Raw genomic sequence first — 14,770 nt, 5'->3', positions numbered from 1 at the left:
GGCTGTCGCCGTGGTTTGAGGAACCGCCAGGATGACCGCAAGGAAGCCGGATGTGGCCGGCATGAAGGCCATGCTCACCGGCGTCTTCGCCAAGGCGGCGGAGGCGAAGGGCAAGGCCGTGCGCGGTGCCAAGGCTGCACCGGCACCGAAGGCTACGGCCGTGCCTGGGCGTGACGCGGCCATCCGCCTCAGCCTGGAGCCGCAGGCGGCGGAGGATGCGCCGGCGCGGCCGTCCGAACCGTCGGGCGTCGATCTTGCCGACCGGCTGGAACCGGCGATCCAGGCGCTGGCCCGCGACCTGGGCCGGCTGCTGGCCGCCTTCGGCATGGACGGAACCGATGGCGTGGAGAGGGCGCTGGTCGACCGGTTCGGCGACGCGGAGCGCCGGGCTGCCGTTGCGGCGCTGGATGGACGGACAGGCGAATTGCGGCCGCTGGCGGAAGGTGGCCGGCAGGATGTGGCGGTCGAGTTGAGCGGGATCGGCCTTGCCCTGGCCGATGGACAAGTGGATGTGAAGCTGGACGACGCTGTGCTGATGCTGGCCTGGGTGCCGTCGGAAGGCAAGGGGGAGGGGCTGGCGGGTGTGCTCGGCGTCCTTCGCTCCGCCATCCGGCCGGGCAAGGGGCTGACGGTCGCGACCGACCGGGTCGCCATCGACGATCTGGGCAGCGTCATGGACATGTTGTCCCAAGCGATGGCGAAGGCGCCGCAAGGGCTGGAAGGCACGCTGACCCTGTCGCCGCTGGGCGCGCCGGAGGAGGAACGCGGGACGTTGGAGCTGACCCTGTCGCTCTCCGGGCGGCTGGGTGAAGCGGCGTCCGCAGCGCCTCCCCAACCGAGGACGGCGAAGGAAAAGCCGGTCGGCGAGATCGAGGAGCGTGGGTTCGATGTCCGGATTTGAAACGCGCCTTCTCGCCGCCGTTCTGCTGTGTGGGCTGCTGCTTCCGGGCGCTGTCCCGGCGCTGGCCGGTGCGCTTGAGCGGACGGAGCCCGGCCATCAGGCGCCGCCGCAGCCGGGCTCCAGCCTGCCCATCGCGCCGCCCATTGTGCAGTACCCGCTGCCGCCGCAATGGATGACGATCCGGTCCAAGGAGGATTGGCGCAAGGCCGGCAAGTTCGAGAAGGAATTGAGCCGGGACTGCGCCGCCCTGCGCTTCACCGAGATCACGCCGCTGCGCTTCCGCGCCTATTTCAAGGGGGAGGTGCTTGGCGTCGCCTTCGGCCACGGGCTGAACCTGAACGATCCCGACCGGAAGGCGGACCGGAAGAAGATCTACCTGTTCCGCAACGGCGATTCGACCGCCTGCACCGTGCAGTCGATGGACAACCAGGATCCGCGCGTGAACCCCGCCGGCGATCAGGCCACCACCCCGGCCGCCGGCGGGTTCCAGAAATATTAGGCCTCTTCACCCCGCATCGCGCCGCCGAACACCTCCGGCCACGCCGCGATCAGGGCTGAGTCGACATCCTCCATCGTCACCAGCTGGCCCAGCGCCACGATGGAGGTGACGCCATGCTCGGCGATGCCGCAGGGGACGATGCCGCTGAAATGGGACAGGTCCGGCTCCACGTTCAGGGCGATGCCGTGGAAGCTGACCCAGCGCCGCACCCGCACGCCGATGGCGGCGATCTTGTCCTCCTGGCCCTTCAGCCCGCCATAGGGCTGCTTGTCGACCCAGATGCCGACGCGGCCCTCGCGCCGCTCGCCCTTGATGTTGAAGGAGGCGAGCGTGCGGATGATCCACTCCTCCAGGTCGCGGACGAAGCCGCGGATGTCGGCGCCGCGCGCCTTCAGGTCCAGCATGACGTAGGCCACCCGCTGGCCCGGCCCGTGATAGGTGTACTGGCCGCCCCGGCCGCTGCGGTAGACGGGGAAGCGGTCGGCCTCCAGCAGATCCTCGTCCCGCGCGCTGGTGCCGGCGGTGTAGAGCGGCGGATGCTCCAGCAGCCAGACCATCTCCGGCGCAGTGCCGGCGCGGATCGCCTCGACGCGGGCCTCCATCTCGGCGATGGCGTCGGGGTAGGGCACCGGCTCGTCGGAAATGCGCCACTCGATCGGCTGCGGGGCGGCGGTGCCGGGCTGGGGATGACTGGCGGACAGGCTGGTCGGGAGGGTCATTCGATAAGGTCTCTGGCGGTGTCGGCTGCAGTGTCGGCGAAGCGGCCGGAGGGCCGCTCCGAATTTTTCTTCGCGGACGATGATTGTAGCGCTTGATCGACCGTCGGGAAGCTGATATCTACCCGCTCCACCCGATGAGGCGCGCAAGCGGACGTCGGGAACTACCAGCCTGATGCGGTCGTGGCGGAATTGGTAGACGCGCAGCGTTGAGGTCGCTGTGGGGCAACCCGTGGAAGTTCGAGTCTTCTCGACCGCACCACTCTCCCATGCAGATGGGACCATCCCGGGGATACGGGACTGACGAAAAGCCCGCAGGTCGCAAGATCGAGCGGGCTTTTTCGTGTTCCGGCCTCATGCCGCCGGCGTGCCGGGCATCACCGGAACTCGATGTAGCGGTCGAGCGCGGCGCGGCGCAGAGCGCGGACGATGTGTGGAGCGGCACCGCTGGCGACGATGTGGCCGCCGGCCTCGCGGCAGCGGTTCGCCAGGATGAACATCATGCCGATGGCGGCGGAGTCGATGAAGGTGACGAAGCGCAGGTCGATCGGCACCACCGGGTTGGCGGCAAAGTCCCAATCGCGCAGCATGTCGTGGAAGCGGTTGCCGTCCTCGTAGGTGCAGCGGCCCGACAGCAGGATGCCGTCGCGGTCGCCGACGGTGGTGAAGGCATACTCCATAGGCGCGTCCGGCCCCTCTCCCCGTGATGCGGCACGCCGTGATGGGAACACGAAGGGTTGTTGCGGTGCAAGGGGATGCCAGGGGTGTTGTGGGAAAAGCACCGTAAACGGCCGTTCCACGCCCCGACCGGGCTGGACAAACGGGGGCGGCGCCTCTATGTCGGGGGCGCCCCCGCCGGTGCAGTTCCCGTCCTCTGCGCCGGGACCATGGTACCGCGCGGAGGCCTTCCACAACCCGCAAACCCCGAACGCCGCCCTCGAACGCCGCCGGCCCACCGTCCGATGTCGCGGAGCCGCGTTGCCGTTGCCGTGCCGTCGGTGTCCATTCCGGCATTCGGGCGTTGCCATCGTCGAAGGGAGGGTGCCGGCATGCACACCGATCCCCACACGCCGGACCTGCGGCCGGACAGCGCCGCCCATCCCCATGCCCATGGACATCATCCCATGGGCCATGAGGCGGAGGACGAACGTCCCTACGGCGTCGATCCGGAGTTCGTGGAAGAGATCGTCGCCCTGCTGCGCGCCCGCGAACGCGACGCCGTTCTGGCGCGGCTGGAGGAGCTGCACGCCGCCGACATCGCCGACCTGATCGAGCAGGCCGACCCGGCCGAGCGCGCCGACCTGATCGACCTGCTGCCGGCGGAGCTGGACGGCGAGGTGCTGTCCTACCTGAACCCGGACCTGCGCGAAGCGCTGATCGAACGGTTCGAGCCGCAGGAGCTGGCCGCCGCCGTCGCCGACCTCGACACCGACGACGCCGTCGAGCTGATCGAGGATCTGGACGCGGAGACGCGGGCGCAGATCCTGGCGAACCTGCCCGACGCCGAACGCGCCCTGGTGCAGGAGAACCTGACCTACGACGAGGACAGCGCCGGCCGCATGATGCAGCGCGAGCTGGTCGCGGTGCCGGAATTCTGGACGGTGGGCAAGACCATCGACTTCGTCCGGGCGGCGACCGACACGCTGCCGGAGGATTTCTACGACATCTTCATCGTCGACCCGATGCACCGGGTGGTGGGGGCGGTGCCGCTGTCGCGCCTTCTGCGCCAGCGCCGGGCCGTGCGCATCGCCGATCTGGTCACCGGCGAGGTCGACGTCATCCCCGCCACCATGGAGCGGGCGGAGGTCGCCAACCTGTTCCGCCAATATGCCCTGGTCTCCGCCCCCGTGGTCGATCCGTCCGGCCGGCTGATCGGCGTCATCACGGTCGACGACGTGGTCCGCATCATCGACGAGGAGGCGGAGGACGACCTGCGCAAGTTGAGCGGGTCGGGCGACACCGGCGTGTTCAGCGGCATCGCCGACATCGCCCGCGGCCGTGTCGGCTGGCTGACCGTCAACCTCGCCACCGCCTTCCTGGCGTCGGGCGTCATTTCGATGTTCGAAGGCACCATCGAGCAGATCGTGGCGCTGGCGGTGCTGATGCCCATCGTCGCTTCGATGGGGGGCAATGCCGGGACGCAGACGCTGACCGTCGTCGTCCGCGCGCTGGCGACGCACGACCTGTCGTCGGCCAACGCCATGCGGGTGGTGGGCAAGGAGCTGCTGGTCGGGCTGATCAACGGCGGCATCTTCGCCGTGATGGTCGGGGTGATCGCGCTGGTCTGGTACGGACCGATGATCGGCATCGTCATCGGGCTCGCCATGATCATCAATCTGGTGGTGGCGGGGCTCAGCGGCGCGCTGATCCCGCTGGGGCTGGAAAAGCTGGGCGTCGATCCCGCTGTGTCCAGCGCGGTGTTCCTGACGACCATCACCGACGTGATCGGCTTCCTGGCCTTCCTGGGGCTGGCGTCGGCGTTCCTGCTGTAGGGCAGCCCCAGAAAAAGCCGGGAAGAGGGGCGCCTTACAGGGTGGTGGCGCTGCAGTAGGCCCAGTCCTCGCCCTGCAGCCCGAAGAAGGCGACGACCGGCTTGGCGCCGGACCGGTCGACGACGACGCGGAAACGGCTGCCGGTGCAGGCGCCCTGGGCCTGCTTGGCGAAGGGCAGCTTGACGTGCTTGGACTTCAGGCAGGCGTCCGACATCTTCGGCGGGGTTGCCGGGCCGTCCACCTTCTTGCCGTTCAGCACCATGTAATAGTTGGTGGCCAGACCGCCCTTCACGTCGGCCTTCACCTCGATCTTGCCGAAGCGCGACTTGTAGAGGCCGGTTTCCTGCTCGCCGTCCGGGGTGCCGCTCGGCAGCGGACGGAAGGAGATGGCGGCGCAGGAGGGCGGATCCTTCGCCTCCGCCGGGGTGGAGACTGCGGCAAAAGCCGCGAGGCCTCCGGCCAGCAGAAGGGCGGCCTTGAGGGCGGACGGCAGGCTTGCGGACGGCATGGGAAACCCCTTTCGAACCGGTTGGACCGTCATTTCGGCATCACGCAGAAGGTGGTCTGCTGCATCAGGGCGCAGTCCTTCTCCACCCCACCGTCCAGCATCGACACCTCGACCTGGGTGATGACCAGGGTGCGGCCCGGCTTCACCACGCGGGCGCGGGCGATCATGACGTCGCCCTTGGCCGGCGACATCAGGTTGATCTTGAACTCCACCGCCAGCACCTCCGCCCCGGCGGGCATCAGGCTCAGCGCGGCATAGCCGCCGGCATTGTCGGCCAGCGTGCTGACCATGCCCGCATGGAAGAAGCCGTGCTGCTGCGTCAGGTCGGCGCGGAAGGGCAGCCGCATCTCGCAGAAGCCGGGCTCCATCGCCGCCATCTCGATGCCGAGCGTCCTGCAGATCGGCTGCTGTTCGAAGGACGCGAGGCAGCGCGCCTTCCAGTCGGGGGTACGGGGTTCGAAAATGGCGGGCACGGTCGGAAGGTCTCCGGCTTGAGGGGCGGTGCGCGACAGCCTGCGTCAGCCGCCGCGCCGGATCAAGCGGCCGATTGGACAACCGCAAGAGGCACGCCCTTCGCCGTCAGCTGCCGATCAGCCCCATCTGCGGGCTGGACGGCTCGGCATAGGCGCGCATCGGCATGCGGCCGGCCAGATGGGCGCCGCGCCCGGCGCGAACCGCGTCACGCATCGCCGCCGCCATCCGCACCGGATCGCGCGCCTTCGACACGGCGGTGTTCAGCAGAACCGCGGCACAGCCAAGCTCCATCGCCAGCGCCGCGTCGGACGCGGTGCCGATCCCGGCGTCCAGCACCACCGGCACCGGGCTGCGGGCGCAGATCGTCTCGATGGCGTGCGGGTTGCGGATGCCCAGGCCCGATCCGATGAAGGCGCCCAGCGGCATCACCGCCGCCGCGCCCAGGTCGGCCAGCTTGCGGCAGGTGACGGGATCGTCGTTGCAATAGGGCAGCACGACGAAGCCGTCGTTCACCAGTTCCTCCGTCGCGCGCAGCAGTTCCTCCACGTCGGGATAGAGCAGTTCGCGGTCGCCGATGACCTCCAGCTTGATCCAGGGGGTGTCCAGCGCCTCGCGCGACAACTGGGCGGTCAGCACGGCCTCCTTGGCGGTCATGCAGCCGGCGGTGTTGGGCAGCAGCCCGACCGGGCCGGTGGGCCGCCCGGCGGTGGCGCGGGCCAGCACGTCGACGAGGCTTTCCGAATAGCCGTCCAGGCTGATGCGCCGGATCGCCAGCGTGACAAGCTCGCTGCCGCTGGCCTCCAGCGCGTCGAGCATCACCTGCTGGTTCGGATAGCCGGCGGTGCCGAGGAACAGCCGCGAACCGAAGCTACGCCCGGCGATGGTGAGGGTGTCGGTTTGGGACATGGGGGGAGCCTTTTCGAAGGCCCTCTCCCGAGGCCACCAGCCCGAGGAAGTCCCCCTCTCCCCCCGGGGAGAGGGTCGGGGTGAGGGGGATGCACCGCGTGGCCATTCCGAGAATCCACGCCTTGCGCCCCCCTCACCCTAACCCTCTCCCCGGGGGGGAGAGGGGATTCTTCCCGAGCCGGTCGCGGGAGAGGGAAATACGGGTCAGCCGCCCTGGATGGGGCGGACGATTTCCAGGCTGTCGCCGGGCCGGAGCGGGGTCTCAAGCCAGCGGCGGCGGGGAACCACGGCGCCGTTCAGGGCCACGGCGACGCCGGGCGTGCCTTCGGCGATGCCGCGCGCGGCCAGAAGCTCGGCGACCGACGCGGCGGACAGCGGTTCTTCCTGGCCGTTGACGCGGAGGAGGGCGCTCATGCGGCGGCTCCCGCCGCAACGAAGCGGTCGGCGGCGAAGGGGCGCAGCAGCGGGTCGGTCTCGCCGGTCAGCACCAGCCGGGCGATGCCGTCGGCGGTGACCGGGGTCAGCAGGATGCCGTTGCGGTGGTGGCCGGTGGCATGGATCAGGCCGGGAATGCCGCTCTCGCCCAGGATCGGCGCGTCGTCGCGGCTGCCGGGGCGGAAGCCGGCCCAGGCCTCTTCGATCGGCAGTTCGGCGATGCCGGGCAGGGCGCGCCACGCCCCTTCCAGCAATGCGAACTGGCCGCCGGCGGTCAGCCGGTCGTCGAAGCCGCGCTCCTCCGTCGTGGCGCCGATCAGCAATCGGCCGTCCAGCCGCGGGATCAGGTAGGTGCCGGGTGTCCAAACCACATGGCGCAGCAGCGGCAGCCGCGGGTCCATGCGCAGGCAGACCATCTGCCCCTTGACCGGCCGCACCGGCGGCTTCGCTGCGGGCGGCAGCCCGGGCACGCCGGCCGACCAGGCCCCGGCGGCCAGAACCACCCGGTCGGCCCGGTGCAGAGTTGCAGCAACACGGACGCCGACCGCGCGGCCCCCCTCCACCGCCAGAGCCACCTCGCCACAGTGTTCGTGCAGGCGGGCACCGGCGGCCAGGGCGGCGCGCTGCAGGGCGGCTGCCACCTTGCGGTTGTCGACCTGATGGTCGCCGGCACAGAACAGCGCACCGGCAACGCCCGGCTGCAGGAATGGCTCGCGCCGCCGCACCTCGGCCCCGCTCAGCCACTCCACCGGCAGGCCGAGGTCGCGCTGGAAACCGTGCAGGAAGCGGATTTTGGCGGCATCGTCGGCGTTGAGCGCGATGACCATGGTGCCATCGGTGCGCAGGTCCACCGCCAAGCCGCTCGCCGCCTCCAGGTCGCGGGCGAAGTCCGGCCACAGTGCCTGCGAGGCGCGGGTCAGCGGCAGCAGCCCGTCCTCGCCCGGTTCGGTTTCGACGCAGGCGGCCAGCATGCCGCCGGCTGCATGGGTGGCGCCGCGGCCAGCCTGCCCCCGTTCGAACAGATCGACGCGGCAGCCGGCCGACGCCAGCCTCCAGGCGATGGCAAGGCCGATGCAGCCGGCGCCGATGACGGCGACCGAAGGACGGCTCCCGGATTCGGAACCGGAAATAGAAAACGGATCTGGCGCATGGATCATGCGGCGGCTCCCTTCGCTGGAATTACCCAGACAGGTTCGATGGGTGTGTTCTCAGCCGCGCGACCACCGCACGGCACCCCAGGCCTATGGCTTGCCTTATGCCAATGTTTCGCTGGCCCTACAAGCGGAATCGGCGCCCGGCCCATCGGGTCGGGCGACCCCATGCCACGGCCCTCGATGAGGACCGCCGAGGCGGGGCATGGCTTTGAAAGCTCCCTAGCCCCGAATCGAAGGCGCCGATCGCCGTCCTCAGATCGCCAGCGCCTTCACCCGCTCGCGCAGGGTCTGACGGGCGGCTTCCGCTTCGCCGCGGGCGGTCATCAGGTCGCGGGCCAGCGCGTCGAGGCGGTTTTCGGCCTCTGCCATCTTCGCCAGCGTGCGCTTGTGCAGGTCGCTGCCGGCGGGCAGGGCCTTCAGGTTCTCACGCAGGCGGTCCTGGTCGGCGATGCGCTCCGCCCGGTCGCGCTCCAGCTCGGCGATGCGGCGCTCCTTTTCGGCGACTGCGGCGCGCAGGCCGGCCAGTGTGGTCAGTGCCTGACGCACCTCTGCCGGCAGTTCGGCCGCGTCGGCGCGGGCGGCGATCTGGTCGGCCGTCAGGTCGGTCAGCACGATCCGCTCCTGCCGCGGCCGCTCCAGCGTGGCGGTCAGCGTCACCGTCTTGCCAGCCGGCACCGCCAGCGGCAGGCGGTAGGCGGCGGCCGTCGCGTCCGGCTTGCCGCCCGCCGGCTCGGCAAGCTCCCAGCCGGGGCGGCGCGGATGCTCGATGATCAGGCTGCGGTCACCGTCGGGCGCGCCGGCGACGGTGTAGGTCGTGCTCTGCCGGTCGGTCACCGACAGGGTCAGCACGCCGTCGGCGATGGTCGCGCGGGACAGACGGCGTCCCGGCTTCTCCTCGCGGTCGATGGTCACCGCCTGATCGACGGCGAAGGACAACAGCCGGCTGTCGCCCGCCGGCAGCGTCGCCATGCGGGCGTCGCCGACATAGGCGCTGGCCGCGCCGCCGCTTCCATCCGACTTCGAAGCGCGGTCGTAGAAGGTCAGCAACCCCGGTGGCAGCGCGGTGTCGCCATCGTTGCGCAGCCGCAGCGAGGCCAGCGGGTGGCGGCCGTCGCTGGCGGGCTGGTAGAGCGCCACCCGCTCCACCGGCAGGGCGCGCGCGGCGATCGGCATCATCAGGGTCCCGCCGTTCGGCACGCTGACCGGCTGCGGATAGCGGAAAAGCACCTGGGCGCCCTCGGCGGCCCCGGCCTCGGCACTGCGCACGGCGGCGACGGCCGGCGTCCCGGCGGCGGAACCATAAGGTGCGGTTTTCGCCAGCGGCTCGGCCATTGGAGCCGGGGCGGGAGCGGCCATGGCAGCGGCCGGCGGCGGCGCGGCGCGCGAAGACTCGGCCTGCGGGCGCATCGCCGCGCGGGCCTCGTCAAGGGTCACCGTGCCCTCATCGGCGCTGGGCAGCACCCGGCCGAGGACCTCCACCGGCACTTCCGGACGCTCGACGAAATAAGGCGTGTAGAGCGCCTGGCGCAGGGTGACCGGGTTGCCCGACACCACCGTCAGGTCGACGCCGCGCCAATCCTCGCCGCTGAGATTCTCCAGCACCGCCCAGCCCTGCAGCGCGCCCTTCCCATCCTGGGCCTTTCCATCAGAGGCCTGCCCGTTCTGTGCAGCGGCGCCGTCGGTGCCCAGGCTGAGCCGGTAGGTCGCCTTCCACAGCGGGGTCGCCGCGACATAGCCGACGCGGACCCGGCGCTCGCCGGCCGTCTGGGGGTCGCGGGGCGCGTTGCTGTGCACGGTCAGCCGCCGCCGTTCGCGCCGGGCATTGTCCGCCACTGCCGACAGCGCCTTGTCGATCTGGGCCTGCACCGCCGGATCGGTGAAGCGCAGCGTGTCGGCCTCCTCCAGCACCAGTTGGCGCAGGCCCTCGGCGGTCATCAGCGTCACCCGGTGCCGCGTGGCGGTGGCGCCGTCGTTGCCGGGCAGCCGCACCGTCTCCTCGGTCACCGACATCAGCCGGCCGGTCAGCTGGTGCGATCCGCCGGCCGTGACCTCCGCGCCCTGCATGGCGCTCAGCAGCGCGGCGGGGGAGGTCAGGTCGCCGGGCGAGAAGGGCAGCTCGCGGAAGGCGGTGTCCAGCGGCTCCGCCCCGGGCAGGCCGATGGTGCCGACGCCCCCCTTGTCGTCATAGACCACGATGCTCTTCAGCACGTCGTCGACCTGATCGCGCCGAACCTCCAGCGACAGGTCGGCGTCGCCGGTCACCGTCGCCTCATATTCGAAATAACCGACGCCGCCGGTGGACAGCAGGACCCTCGTCAGCGCCAGCTGCCCGCTTCCCGGCCCATTGCCACCAGGTCCATCGGCCGTTCCGGTCGCCGCCAGGGCGCCCGGTGCCGCCATCAGAAGGGCGGTGGAGGCGAGAAGGATGGCGCGGGTCATGATGGGTCTCTCCGTTTCTGTGACTCCCGATCACCGGCTTAGGCGTGAAATCGGGCGGGAATAGGGAGAGCGTCGCAGCCCCGCGACCGGGTGCCATGAGGCGGATGCCGTCAGGGCACGGCCGTCAGCCAGCGTTCCATCATCAGATGCCACAGCGGTGCGGGAGCCGGCGCGGCCGGACGGGGCGGGACGGCCGGTCCGCAGGGCGTATGGTGTGGGGAATGGTGGGCGCAACGCTCCTGCGCCGGACGGCGGTTGCCGTCGGCGGGCAGGCGCCGTGCCGTCCTGGCGGTCGGGGACGGGGCGCGCTGGGGTGGCGCCAGCGGTGCCGGGGCGTTGCAGCCGGGCATGGTCGCGCTCTCTCGCCGTCCGTCAGCCGAACCGGCCGACCGAGCGCGCCGAGTCGAGGTGGCGCCTCGCCTCGCCCAGCAGCAGCCGGTGCTGTGCCAGCGTTTCGCGGATCGACCCGTGCTGTCCATAGACCCGCACCTCGTTCAGCAGACGATCGGCGCGGTCGAGCAGGGCCAGACGCTCCAGGCAATGATCGACGTTCGACATGGCGGTGCTTCCCCATCACGGCTTTGGTCCGGCGCGCGGCCGTCCCCTGTTCGATGGTCGGCATTTAAACCGCAGCGTGTTTCTGGTTAATGTCCGTGAAGGGGTGATTTTGTGTCGCCGGTGCAGAACGCGATTTCAACCAACTCACGCGGAGGGCAAGGCAGCGGCGGCCGTTACGGGGTTGTAACGCATTGCGTGGCGCTCGCGCGTGAGATAAGAAGGTTTGGGGAGGTAACAGGCATGCACATTCTCGCGGTCGACGACGATGAGCCGATTCGGGAGCTTTTGGCCTCATATCTGGCGGGGGAAGGCTACCGGGTCACCACGGCGCACGACACCGCTTCGGCCAAGCAGGCCCTGGACGGCGATCCTGTCGACCTCGTGGTCTGCGACCTGCGCCTGCCCGACGGCGACGGACTGGGCCTCGTCCGTCAGATCCGCACCGAATCGCAGATCCCCGTCATCATCCTGTCGTCCAAGGACCAGGATGTCGACCGCATCGTCGGGTTGGAACTGGGCGCCGACGACTACCTGACCAAACCCTTCAACCCGCGCGAACTGCTGGCCCGCATCAAGGCCGTGCTGCGCCGCGTTTCCAACGACGCGCGTCCGCCGCGCAACCCGGACGAGCTGCGGGCCGTCGTGCAGTTCGCCAACTGGGAACTCGACCTCACCGCCCAGCGCCTGCGCGGGCAGGAGGGGCGCGAGGTGGAGCTGACCAAGGCGGAGTTCGGCCTGCTCGCCGCCTTCGTGAAGCGGCCGCAACGGGTGCTGACCCCCGACCAGTTGCTCGACCTCACCCGCGTCGACGGGGCGGAGGTGTTCGACCGCTCCATCGACGTGCTGATCCTGCGACTGCGCCGCAAGATCGAGGCGAACCCGAAGGAGCCCCGCATCATCAAGACCGAGCGCGGTGCCGGCTACGTCTTCGACGCCAAGGTGCGCACGGTCTGAACGGTCGCGAGCCGGGGAGCGGTCCATACTTCCCTCCGATGCCCCCCAGACGCCCCCTGGACGCCGATTCCCGCCCGCGTTAACCTTTCCGCAAAACCTGCCCGATCAAGCAGCGGAGAGGAAACGCGCGTGCCGGATCCCATCGATTTCTATTTCGACTTCGCTTCGCCCTACGGCTATTTCGCCAGCCTGCGCATCGACGAGCTGGCGGCGAAGCATGGCCGCGCCGTCACCTGGCGCCCGGTCCTGCTCGGCGCCATCTTCAAGGTGACTGGCATGAAGCCGAACCTGCAGCAGCCGTTGCGCGGCGAGTATCTGACCCATGACGTCGGCCGCATCGCCCGCCTGACCGGCGCGCCCTTCACCTTCCCCGACTCGGCGCCGGTCAACGGCGTCGCCGCCTCGCGCGCCTTCTACTGGCTGACCGACGAACATCCGGAGCAGGCGAAGCTTCTGGCCCGCGCGCTTTATCATGCGCATTTCGCCGAAGGGCGCGACATAGGTCCGGCCGAAACGGTGGCGGAGATCGCCGGCCGGACGCTGGGCAGCCTGGGCATCGATCGGGCGGCGGTGACGGCGGCGCTGCAGGATCCGATGGTCAAGGACCGGCTGCGCACGGAAACCGACGATGCGGTGGAGCGCGGCGTCTTCGGCTCCCCCTTCGTCATCGTCGACGGCGAGCCCTTCTGGGGCTGGGACCGGCTCGACATGGTCGATCGCTGGCTCGCCACCGGCGGCTGGTGACCCTGGCAAGGCTCCGCACCTTGTCGCAGCTGCGGAAAACACTGACGGTTGGGGCGGGCGAACCGCTATAAGTGTGGGGTAAGACTTTCGTCGCGGCGTCGGCGATGGCGCCAGCTCCAGTTCCGGTTTGCCGCCCCATGGACCAGATCGTTCCCGACCGCCGTCCCCGGACGGCCAGCCCGTCTTCCGCGGCGCCTCCCGCCGGTTCCCATGCCAACCGGGGGGCGTCCAAGTCCTGGCTGGGCGGCGCGTTGCTGACGGCATTGCTGCTGGGCCTGATTGCGCTGTCGATCCGCTCGGTCTCGGGTAACCTGACCTTCGTTCTGCTGGGATCGGTCGGTCTGGTGGTCGGCGCCTTCCATTATCTGTTTCCGGGCAGCCAGTTCTTCACGCTGGCGCTGACCAATTTCATCGGCGTCTACGCCTGCATCTTCGTCTTCTTCCTGGAAAGCAATTTCCACAACATCAACCCGCTGGCCCAGGGCATCGCCTTCGTGCTGCCGCTGATCGCCTTTCTGGGCGGCGCTTGGTGGCGGGCGGAGGACATCCGGCGGATCGTGATGTCGCGGCGCCTGCGGGAAGGCGGCCATTTCGACCGCATCTTCCTGTGGATGGCGCCGGTGTGGGGTATCGGCGCCCTGACCTTCCTGGTGCCGGCACAGGACATGGAAGCGCAGGCGGTCGGTGCCGTCTTCCTGCTGGCCATGTCGGCCATCGCCGCCATCGTGGCGCTGGTGTCGCGGGACATCGCGGTCTTCCTGCTCGATGCCGGCCTGCTGTTCGAAGGCTTCTTCCAGCAATCCGCCCGCTTGGTCCTGCCCGCCTTCGCCTTCCTGACCTTCTATTCGCTCTGCATCATCCTGTTCGGCGCCATCTACACCATCATGGACCGTTTCATGGCGGAGCCGAACTTCGTCATCGAAGGCGTCCGGCGAGACATCAGCTTCGCCGAGGGCATCTATTTCTCCATCGTGACCTTCGCCACCGTCGGCTACGGCGACATCCATCCGGTGTCCGGCCCGGTGCGCCTGATCTGCGGTGTCGAGATCATCATGGGCGTGCTGCTGCTTCTGTTCGGCTTCAGCGCCATCATCGGCCATGCCCGGCCGGTCGGACGCCAGGACCGCAACGACCCGCTCTGAAGGCGGGCGACAATCGCGCATAGCGCGCTATGTTAAGGGCTCTTCCGTCCTTCACGTCAGAGACGTCACAGCCTTCATGCCTCTCCACCTCATCAAGCTCGCCGTCGGTGTCCGCGACTTGGACCATCTGGCGGAGCTTCAGGACCGCCGCGCCACTGTCGCCGCCGGCGGCGAGACCCGCATCCCCGTCTACACCCGCCGCCTGCCCAAGCGTGGCGACGAGCTGCTGGCCGGCGGCTCGATCTACTGGGTGATCAAGGGCAGCGTCCTGGTCCGCCAGCCGATCCTCGCCATCGACACCGATACCGACGAGGAGGGGGAAAGCTACTGCACCCTGCAGCTCTCCGCCGACCGTGTCCCGACCGTGCCGACCGCGCACCGCCCGTTCCAGGGCTGGCGCTATCTGACGGCGGAAGCGGCTCCCCAGGATCTGTCCGCGGCGGGCGGGGCAGGGGACGAACTGCCGGCCGAGATGGCGGCGGAACTGCGGGCGCTCGGCCTGCTCTGACGGAACCATCCGTCCGGTCAGCCAACACAAAAGTGCAATGGGCGGTAAAAAACCGCTTGCGTGGTTTGGGGGAGGGCGCCTATAACCCGGTCCACCGACGGCGGGGCGCTGAACGACAGCGCGGCGCCGACGGAGAAACGGAAGAGAAAACAGCAACTTAGCGGTTCGACCTTCCGGCTTCGACCGAAATACCTCCGGCCCACTCTGGTCCGATCCCCGAAGAGGGAGGCGGAAGAGCGGCCGGTGCGGCACGTTTCAGTGCTGCGGGTTCTTTGACAAGTACATACCGTGTTGTGAGAAGGGATGCGCAGGCGGCGGCAGTTGGTAGCCGTTGCGGCCT

17 protein-coding genes, 1 tRNA gene and 1 riboswitch are annotated in these 14,770 nt (G+C 69.6%); of the genes, 8 read left to right on the top strand and 10 right to left on the bottom strand.

Going from position 1 to position 14,770, the window contains the following annotated elements:
- Nucleotides 1-31 precede the first annotated feature (31 nt).
- Nucleotides 32-901, top strand: a complete 870-nt coding sequence (locus FZ983_RS28760; protein ID WP_149227874.1) for a hypothetical protein — start codon at nt 32-34, stop codon at nt 899-901.
- Nucleotides 888-1,400 (top strand): hypothetical protein, encoded by a 513-nt coding sequence (locus FZ983_RS28755; protein ID WP_149227872.1) that lies wholly within the window; start codon nt 888-890, stop codon nt 1,398-1,400. The genes FZ983_RS28760 and FZ983_RS28755 overlap by 14 nt, the downstream gene beginning before the upstream one ends.
- On the opposite strand, the gene lipB is transcribed toward FZ983_RS28755, so the two are convergent.
- Nucleotides 1,397-2,119: a lipoyl(octanoyl) transferase LipB gene (gene lipB / locus FZ983_RS28750; protein ID WP_149227870.1), complete on the bottom strand. Its 723-nt coding sequence runs from the start codon at nt 2,117-2,119 to the stop codon at nt 1,397-1,399. The genes FZ983_RS28755 and lipB overlap by 4 nt on opposite strands.
- 174 nt (nt 2,120-2,293) lie before the next feature.
- Between lipB and FZ983_RS28745 the strand changes: the two genes are divergently transcribed.
- Nucleotides 2,294-2,378: transfer RNA gene (locus tag FZ983_RS28745), tRNA-Leu, on the top strand.
- A gap of 115 nt (nt 2,379-2,493) precedes the next feature.
- Here FZ983_RS28745 and FZ983_RS28740 read toward each other — a convergent pair.
- Nucleotides 2,494-2,796 carry an STAS domain-containing protein gene (locus FZ983_RS28740; RefSeq protein ID WP_149227868.1) on the bottom strand — a complete coding sequence of 101 codons (303 nt, stop codon included), beginning with the start codon at nt 2,794-2,796 and terminating at the stop codon, nt 2,494-2,496.
- Between the two features lie 369 nt (nt 2,797-3,165).
- Here FZ983_RS28740 and mgtE point away from each other — a divergent pair, with 369 nt between their 5' ends.
- Nucleotides 3,166-4,608, top strand: coding sequence for a magnesium transporter (gene mgtE / locus FZ983_RS28735; RefSeq protein ID WP_149227866.1), 1,443 nt, complete (start codon nt 3,166-3,168; stop codon nt 4,606-4,608).
- 34 nt (nt 4,609-4,642) lie between these two features.
- On the opposite strand, the gene FZ983_RS28730 is transcribed toward mgtE, so the two are convergent.
- From FZ983_RS28730 to FZ983_RS28690, 8 genes are all read right to left on the bottom strand, one after another.
- Nucleotides 4,643-5,116, bottom strand: coding sequence for a hypothetical protein (locus FZ983_RS28730; protein ID WP_149227864.1), 474 nt, complete (start codon nt 5,114-5,116; stop codon nt 4,643-4,645).
- A 29-nt stretch (nt 5,117-5,145) separates the two neighbouring features.
- On the bottom strand, nt 5,146-5,589 hold the full coding sequence (locus FZ983_RS28725) for a PaaI family thioesterase (RefSeq protein ID WP_149227862.1): 444 nt from the start codon (nt 5,587-5,589) through the stop codon (nt 5,146-5,148).
- A gap of 106 nt (nt 5,590-5,695) precedes the next feature.
- On the bottom strand, nt 5,696-6,496 hold the full coding sequence (locus tag FZ983_RS28720) for a thiazole synthase (RefSeq protein WP_149227860.1): 801 nt from the start codon (nt 6,494-6,496) through the stop codon (nt 5,696-5,698).
- A 204-nt stretch (nt 6,497-6,700) separates the two neighbouring features.
- Nucleotides 6,701-6,910, bottom strand: coding sequence for a sulfur carrier protein ThiS (gene thiS / locus FZ983_RS28710; protein ID WP_149227858.1), 210 nt, complete (start codon nt 6,908-6,910; stop codon nt 6,701-6,703).
- On the bottom strand, nt 6,907-8,088 hold the full coding sequence (gene thiO / locus FZ983_RS28705; RefSeq protein ID WP_149227856.1) for a glycine oxidase ThiO: 1,182 nt from the start codon (nt 8,086-8,088) through the stop codon (nt 6,907-6,909). Before thiO ends, thiS begins: the two co-directional genes overlap by 4 nt.
- A riboswitch (TPP riboswitch) is annotated at nt 8,080-8,179 on the bottom strand. It overlaps the preceding gene by 9 nt.
- A gap of 158 nt (nt 8,180-8,337) precedes the next feature.
- Nucleotides 8,338-10,524 (bottom strand): hypothetical protein, encoded by a 2,187-nt coding sequence (locus tag FZ983_RS28700; protein ID WP_149227854.1) that lies wholly within the window; start codon nt 10,522-10,524, stop codon nt 8,338-8,340.
- A 110-nt stretch (nt 10,525-10,634) separates the two neighbouring features.
- Nucleotides 10,635-10,874: a hypothetical protein gene (locus FZ983_RS28695; RefSeq protein ID WP_149227852.1), complete on the bottom strand. Its 240-nt coding sequence runs from the start codon at nt 10,872-10,874 to the stop codon at nt 10,635-10,637.
- A 22-nt stretch (nt 10,875-10,896) separates the two neighbouring features.
- Nucleotides 10,897-11,082 (bottom strand): hypothetical protein, encoded by a 186-nt coding sequence (locus tag FZ983_RS28690; protein WP_149227850.1) that lies wholly within the window; start codon nt 11,080-11,082, stop codon nt 10,897-10,899.
- 240 nt (nt 11,083-11,322) lie between these two features.
- Here FZ983_RS28690 and FZ983_RS28685 point away from each other — a divergent pair, with 240 nt between their 5' ends.
- The 4 genes from FZ983_RS28685 to FZ983_RS28670 all read left to right on the top strand — a co-directional run bounded on the left by FZ983_RS28685 (nt 11,323) and on the right by FZ983_RS28670 (nt 14,430).
- Nucleotides 11,323-12,036: a response regulator transcription factor gene (locus FZ983_RS28685; protein WP_149227848.1), complete on the top strand. Its 714-nt coding sequence runs from the start codon at nt 11,323-11,325 to the stop codon at nt 12,034-12,036.
- A gap of 129 nt (nt 12,037-12,165) precedes the next feature.
- Nucleotides 12,166-12,780, top strand: a complete 615-nt coding sequence (locus tag FZ983_RS28680; protein WP_149227846.1) for a 2-hydroxychromene-2-carboxylate isomerase — start codon at nt 12,166-12,168, stop codon at nt 12,778-12,780.
- A 137-nt stretch (nt 12,781-12,917) separates the two neighbouring features.
- On the top strand, nt 12,918-13,922 hold the full coding sequence (locus FZ983_RS28675; protein WP_149227844.1) for a potassium channel family protein: 1,005 nt from the start codon (nt 12,918-12,920) through the stop codon (nt 13,920-13,922).
- Between the two features lie 76 nt (nt 13,923-13,998).
- Nucleotides 13,999-14,430 carry a DUF1489 domain-containing protein gene (locus tag FZ983_RS28670; RefSeq protein ID WP_149227842.1) on the top strand — a complete coding sequence of 144 codons (432 nt, stop codon included), beginning with the start codon at nt 13,999-14,001 and terminating at the stop codon, nt 14,428-14,430.
- Nucleotides 14,431-14,770: the final 340 nt, after the last annotated feature.

It is taken from the genome of Azospirillum sp. B21 (assembly GCF_008364825.1).
GTDB lineage: Bacteria > Pseudomonadota > Alphaproteobacteria > Azospirillales > Azospirillaceae > Azospirillum.
The sequence above is the reverse complement of the archived record's forward strand: the minus strand, read 5'-3'. Positions and strand labels throughout refer to the sequence as shown.

Excerpts from the sequence above, each read along its gene's own strand:
- FZ983_RS28690 (WP_149227850.1), bottom strand. The coding sequence starts at position 11,082 with ATGTCGAACGTCGATCATTGCCTGGAGCGTCTGGCCCTGCTCGACCGC.
- FZ983_RS28755 (WP_149227872.1), top strand. The coding sequence starts at position 888 with ATGTCCGGATTTGAAACGCGCCTTCTCGCCGCCGTTCTGCTGTGTGGG.
- FZ983_RS28685 (WP_149227848.1), top strand. The coding sequence starts at position 11,323 with ATGCACATTCTCGCGGTCGACGACGATGAGCCGATTCGGGAGCTTTTG.
- FZ983_RS28760 (WP_149227874.1), top strand. The coding sequence starts at position 32 with ATGACCGCAAGGAAGCCGGATGTGGCCGGCATGAAGGCCATGCTCACC.
- FZ983_RS28700 (WP_149227854.1), bottom strand. The coding sequence starts at position 10,524 with ATGACCCGCGCCATCCTTCTCGCCTCCACCGCCCTTCTGATGGCGGCA.
- thiO (WP_149227856.1), bottom strand. The coding sequence starts at position 8,088 with ATGATCCATGCGCCAGATCCGTTTTCTATTTCCGGTTCCGAATCCGGG.
- FZ983_RS28670 (WP_149227842.1), top strand. The coding sequence starts at position 13,999 with ATGCCTCTCCACCTCATCAAGCTCGCCGTCGGTGTCCGCGACTTGGAC.
- mgtE (WP_149227866.1), top strand. The coding sequence starts at position 3,166 with ATGCACACCGATCCCCACACGCCGGACCTGCGGCCGGACAGCGCCGCC.
- thiS (WP_149227858.1), bottom strand. The coding sequence starts at position 6,910 with ATGAGCGCCCTCCTCCGCGTCAACGGCCAGGAAGAACCGCTGTCCGCC.
- FZ983_RS28720 (WP_149227860.1), bottom strand. The coding sequence starts at position 6,496 with ATGTCCCAAACCGACACCCTCACCATCGCCGGGCGTAGCTTCGGTTCG.
- FZ983_RS28675 (WP_149227844.1), top strand. The coding sequence starts at position 12,918 with ATGGACCAGATCGTTCCCGACCGCCGTCCCCGGACGGCCAGCCCGTCT.
- FZ983_RS28730 (WP_149227864.1), bottom strand. The coding sequence starts at position 5,116 with ATGCCGTCCGCAAGCCTGCCGTCCGCCCTCAAGGCCGCCCTTCTGCTG.
- lipB (WP_149227870.1), bottom strand. The coding sequence starts at position 2,119 with ATGACCCTCCCGACCAGCCTGTCCGCCAGTCATCCCCAGCCCGGCACC.
- FZ983_RS28695 (WP_149227852.1), bottom strand. The coding sequence starts at position 10,874 with ATGCCCGGCTGCAACGCCCCGGCACCGCTGGCGCCACCCCAGCGCGCC.
- FZ983_RS28740 (WP_149227868.1), bottom strand. The coding sequence starts at position 2,796 with ATGGAGTATGCCTTCACCACCGTCGGCGACCGCGACGGCATCCTGCTG.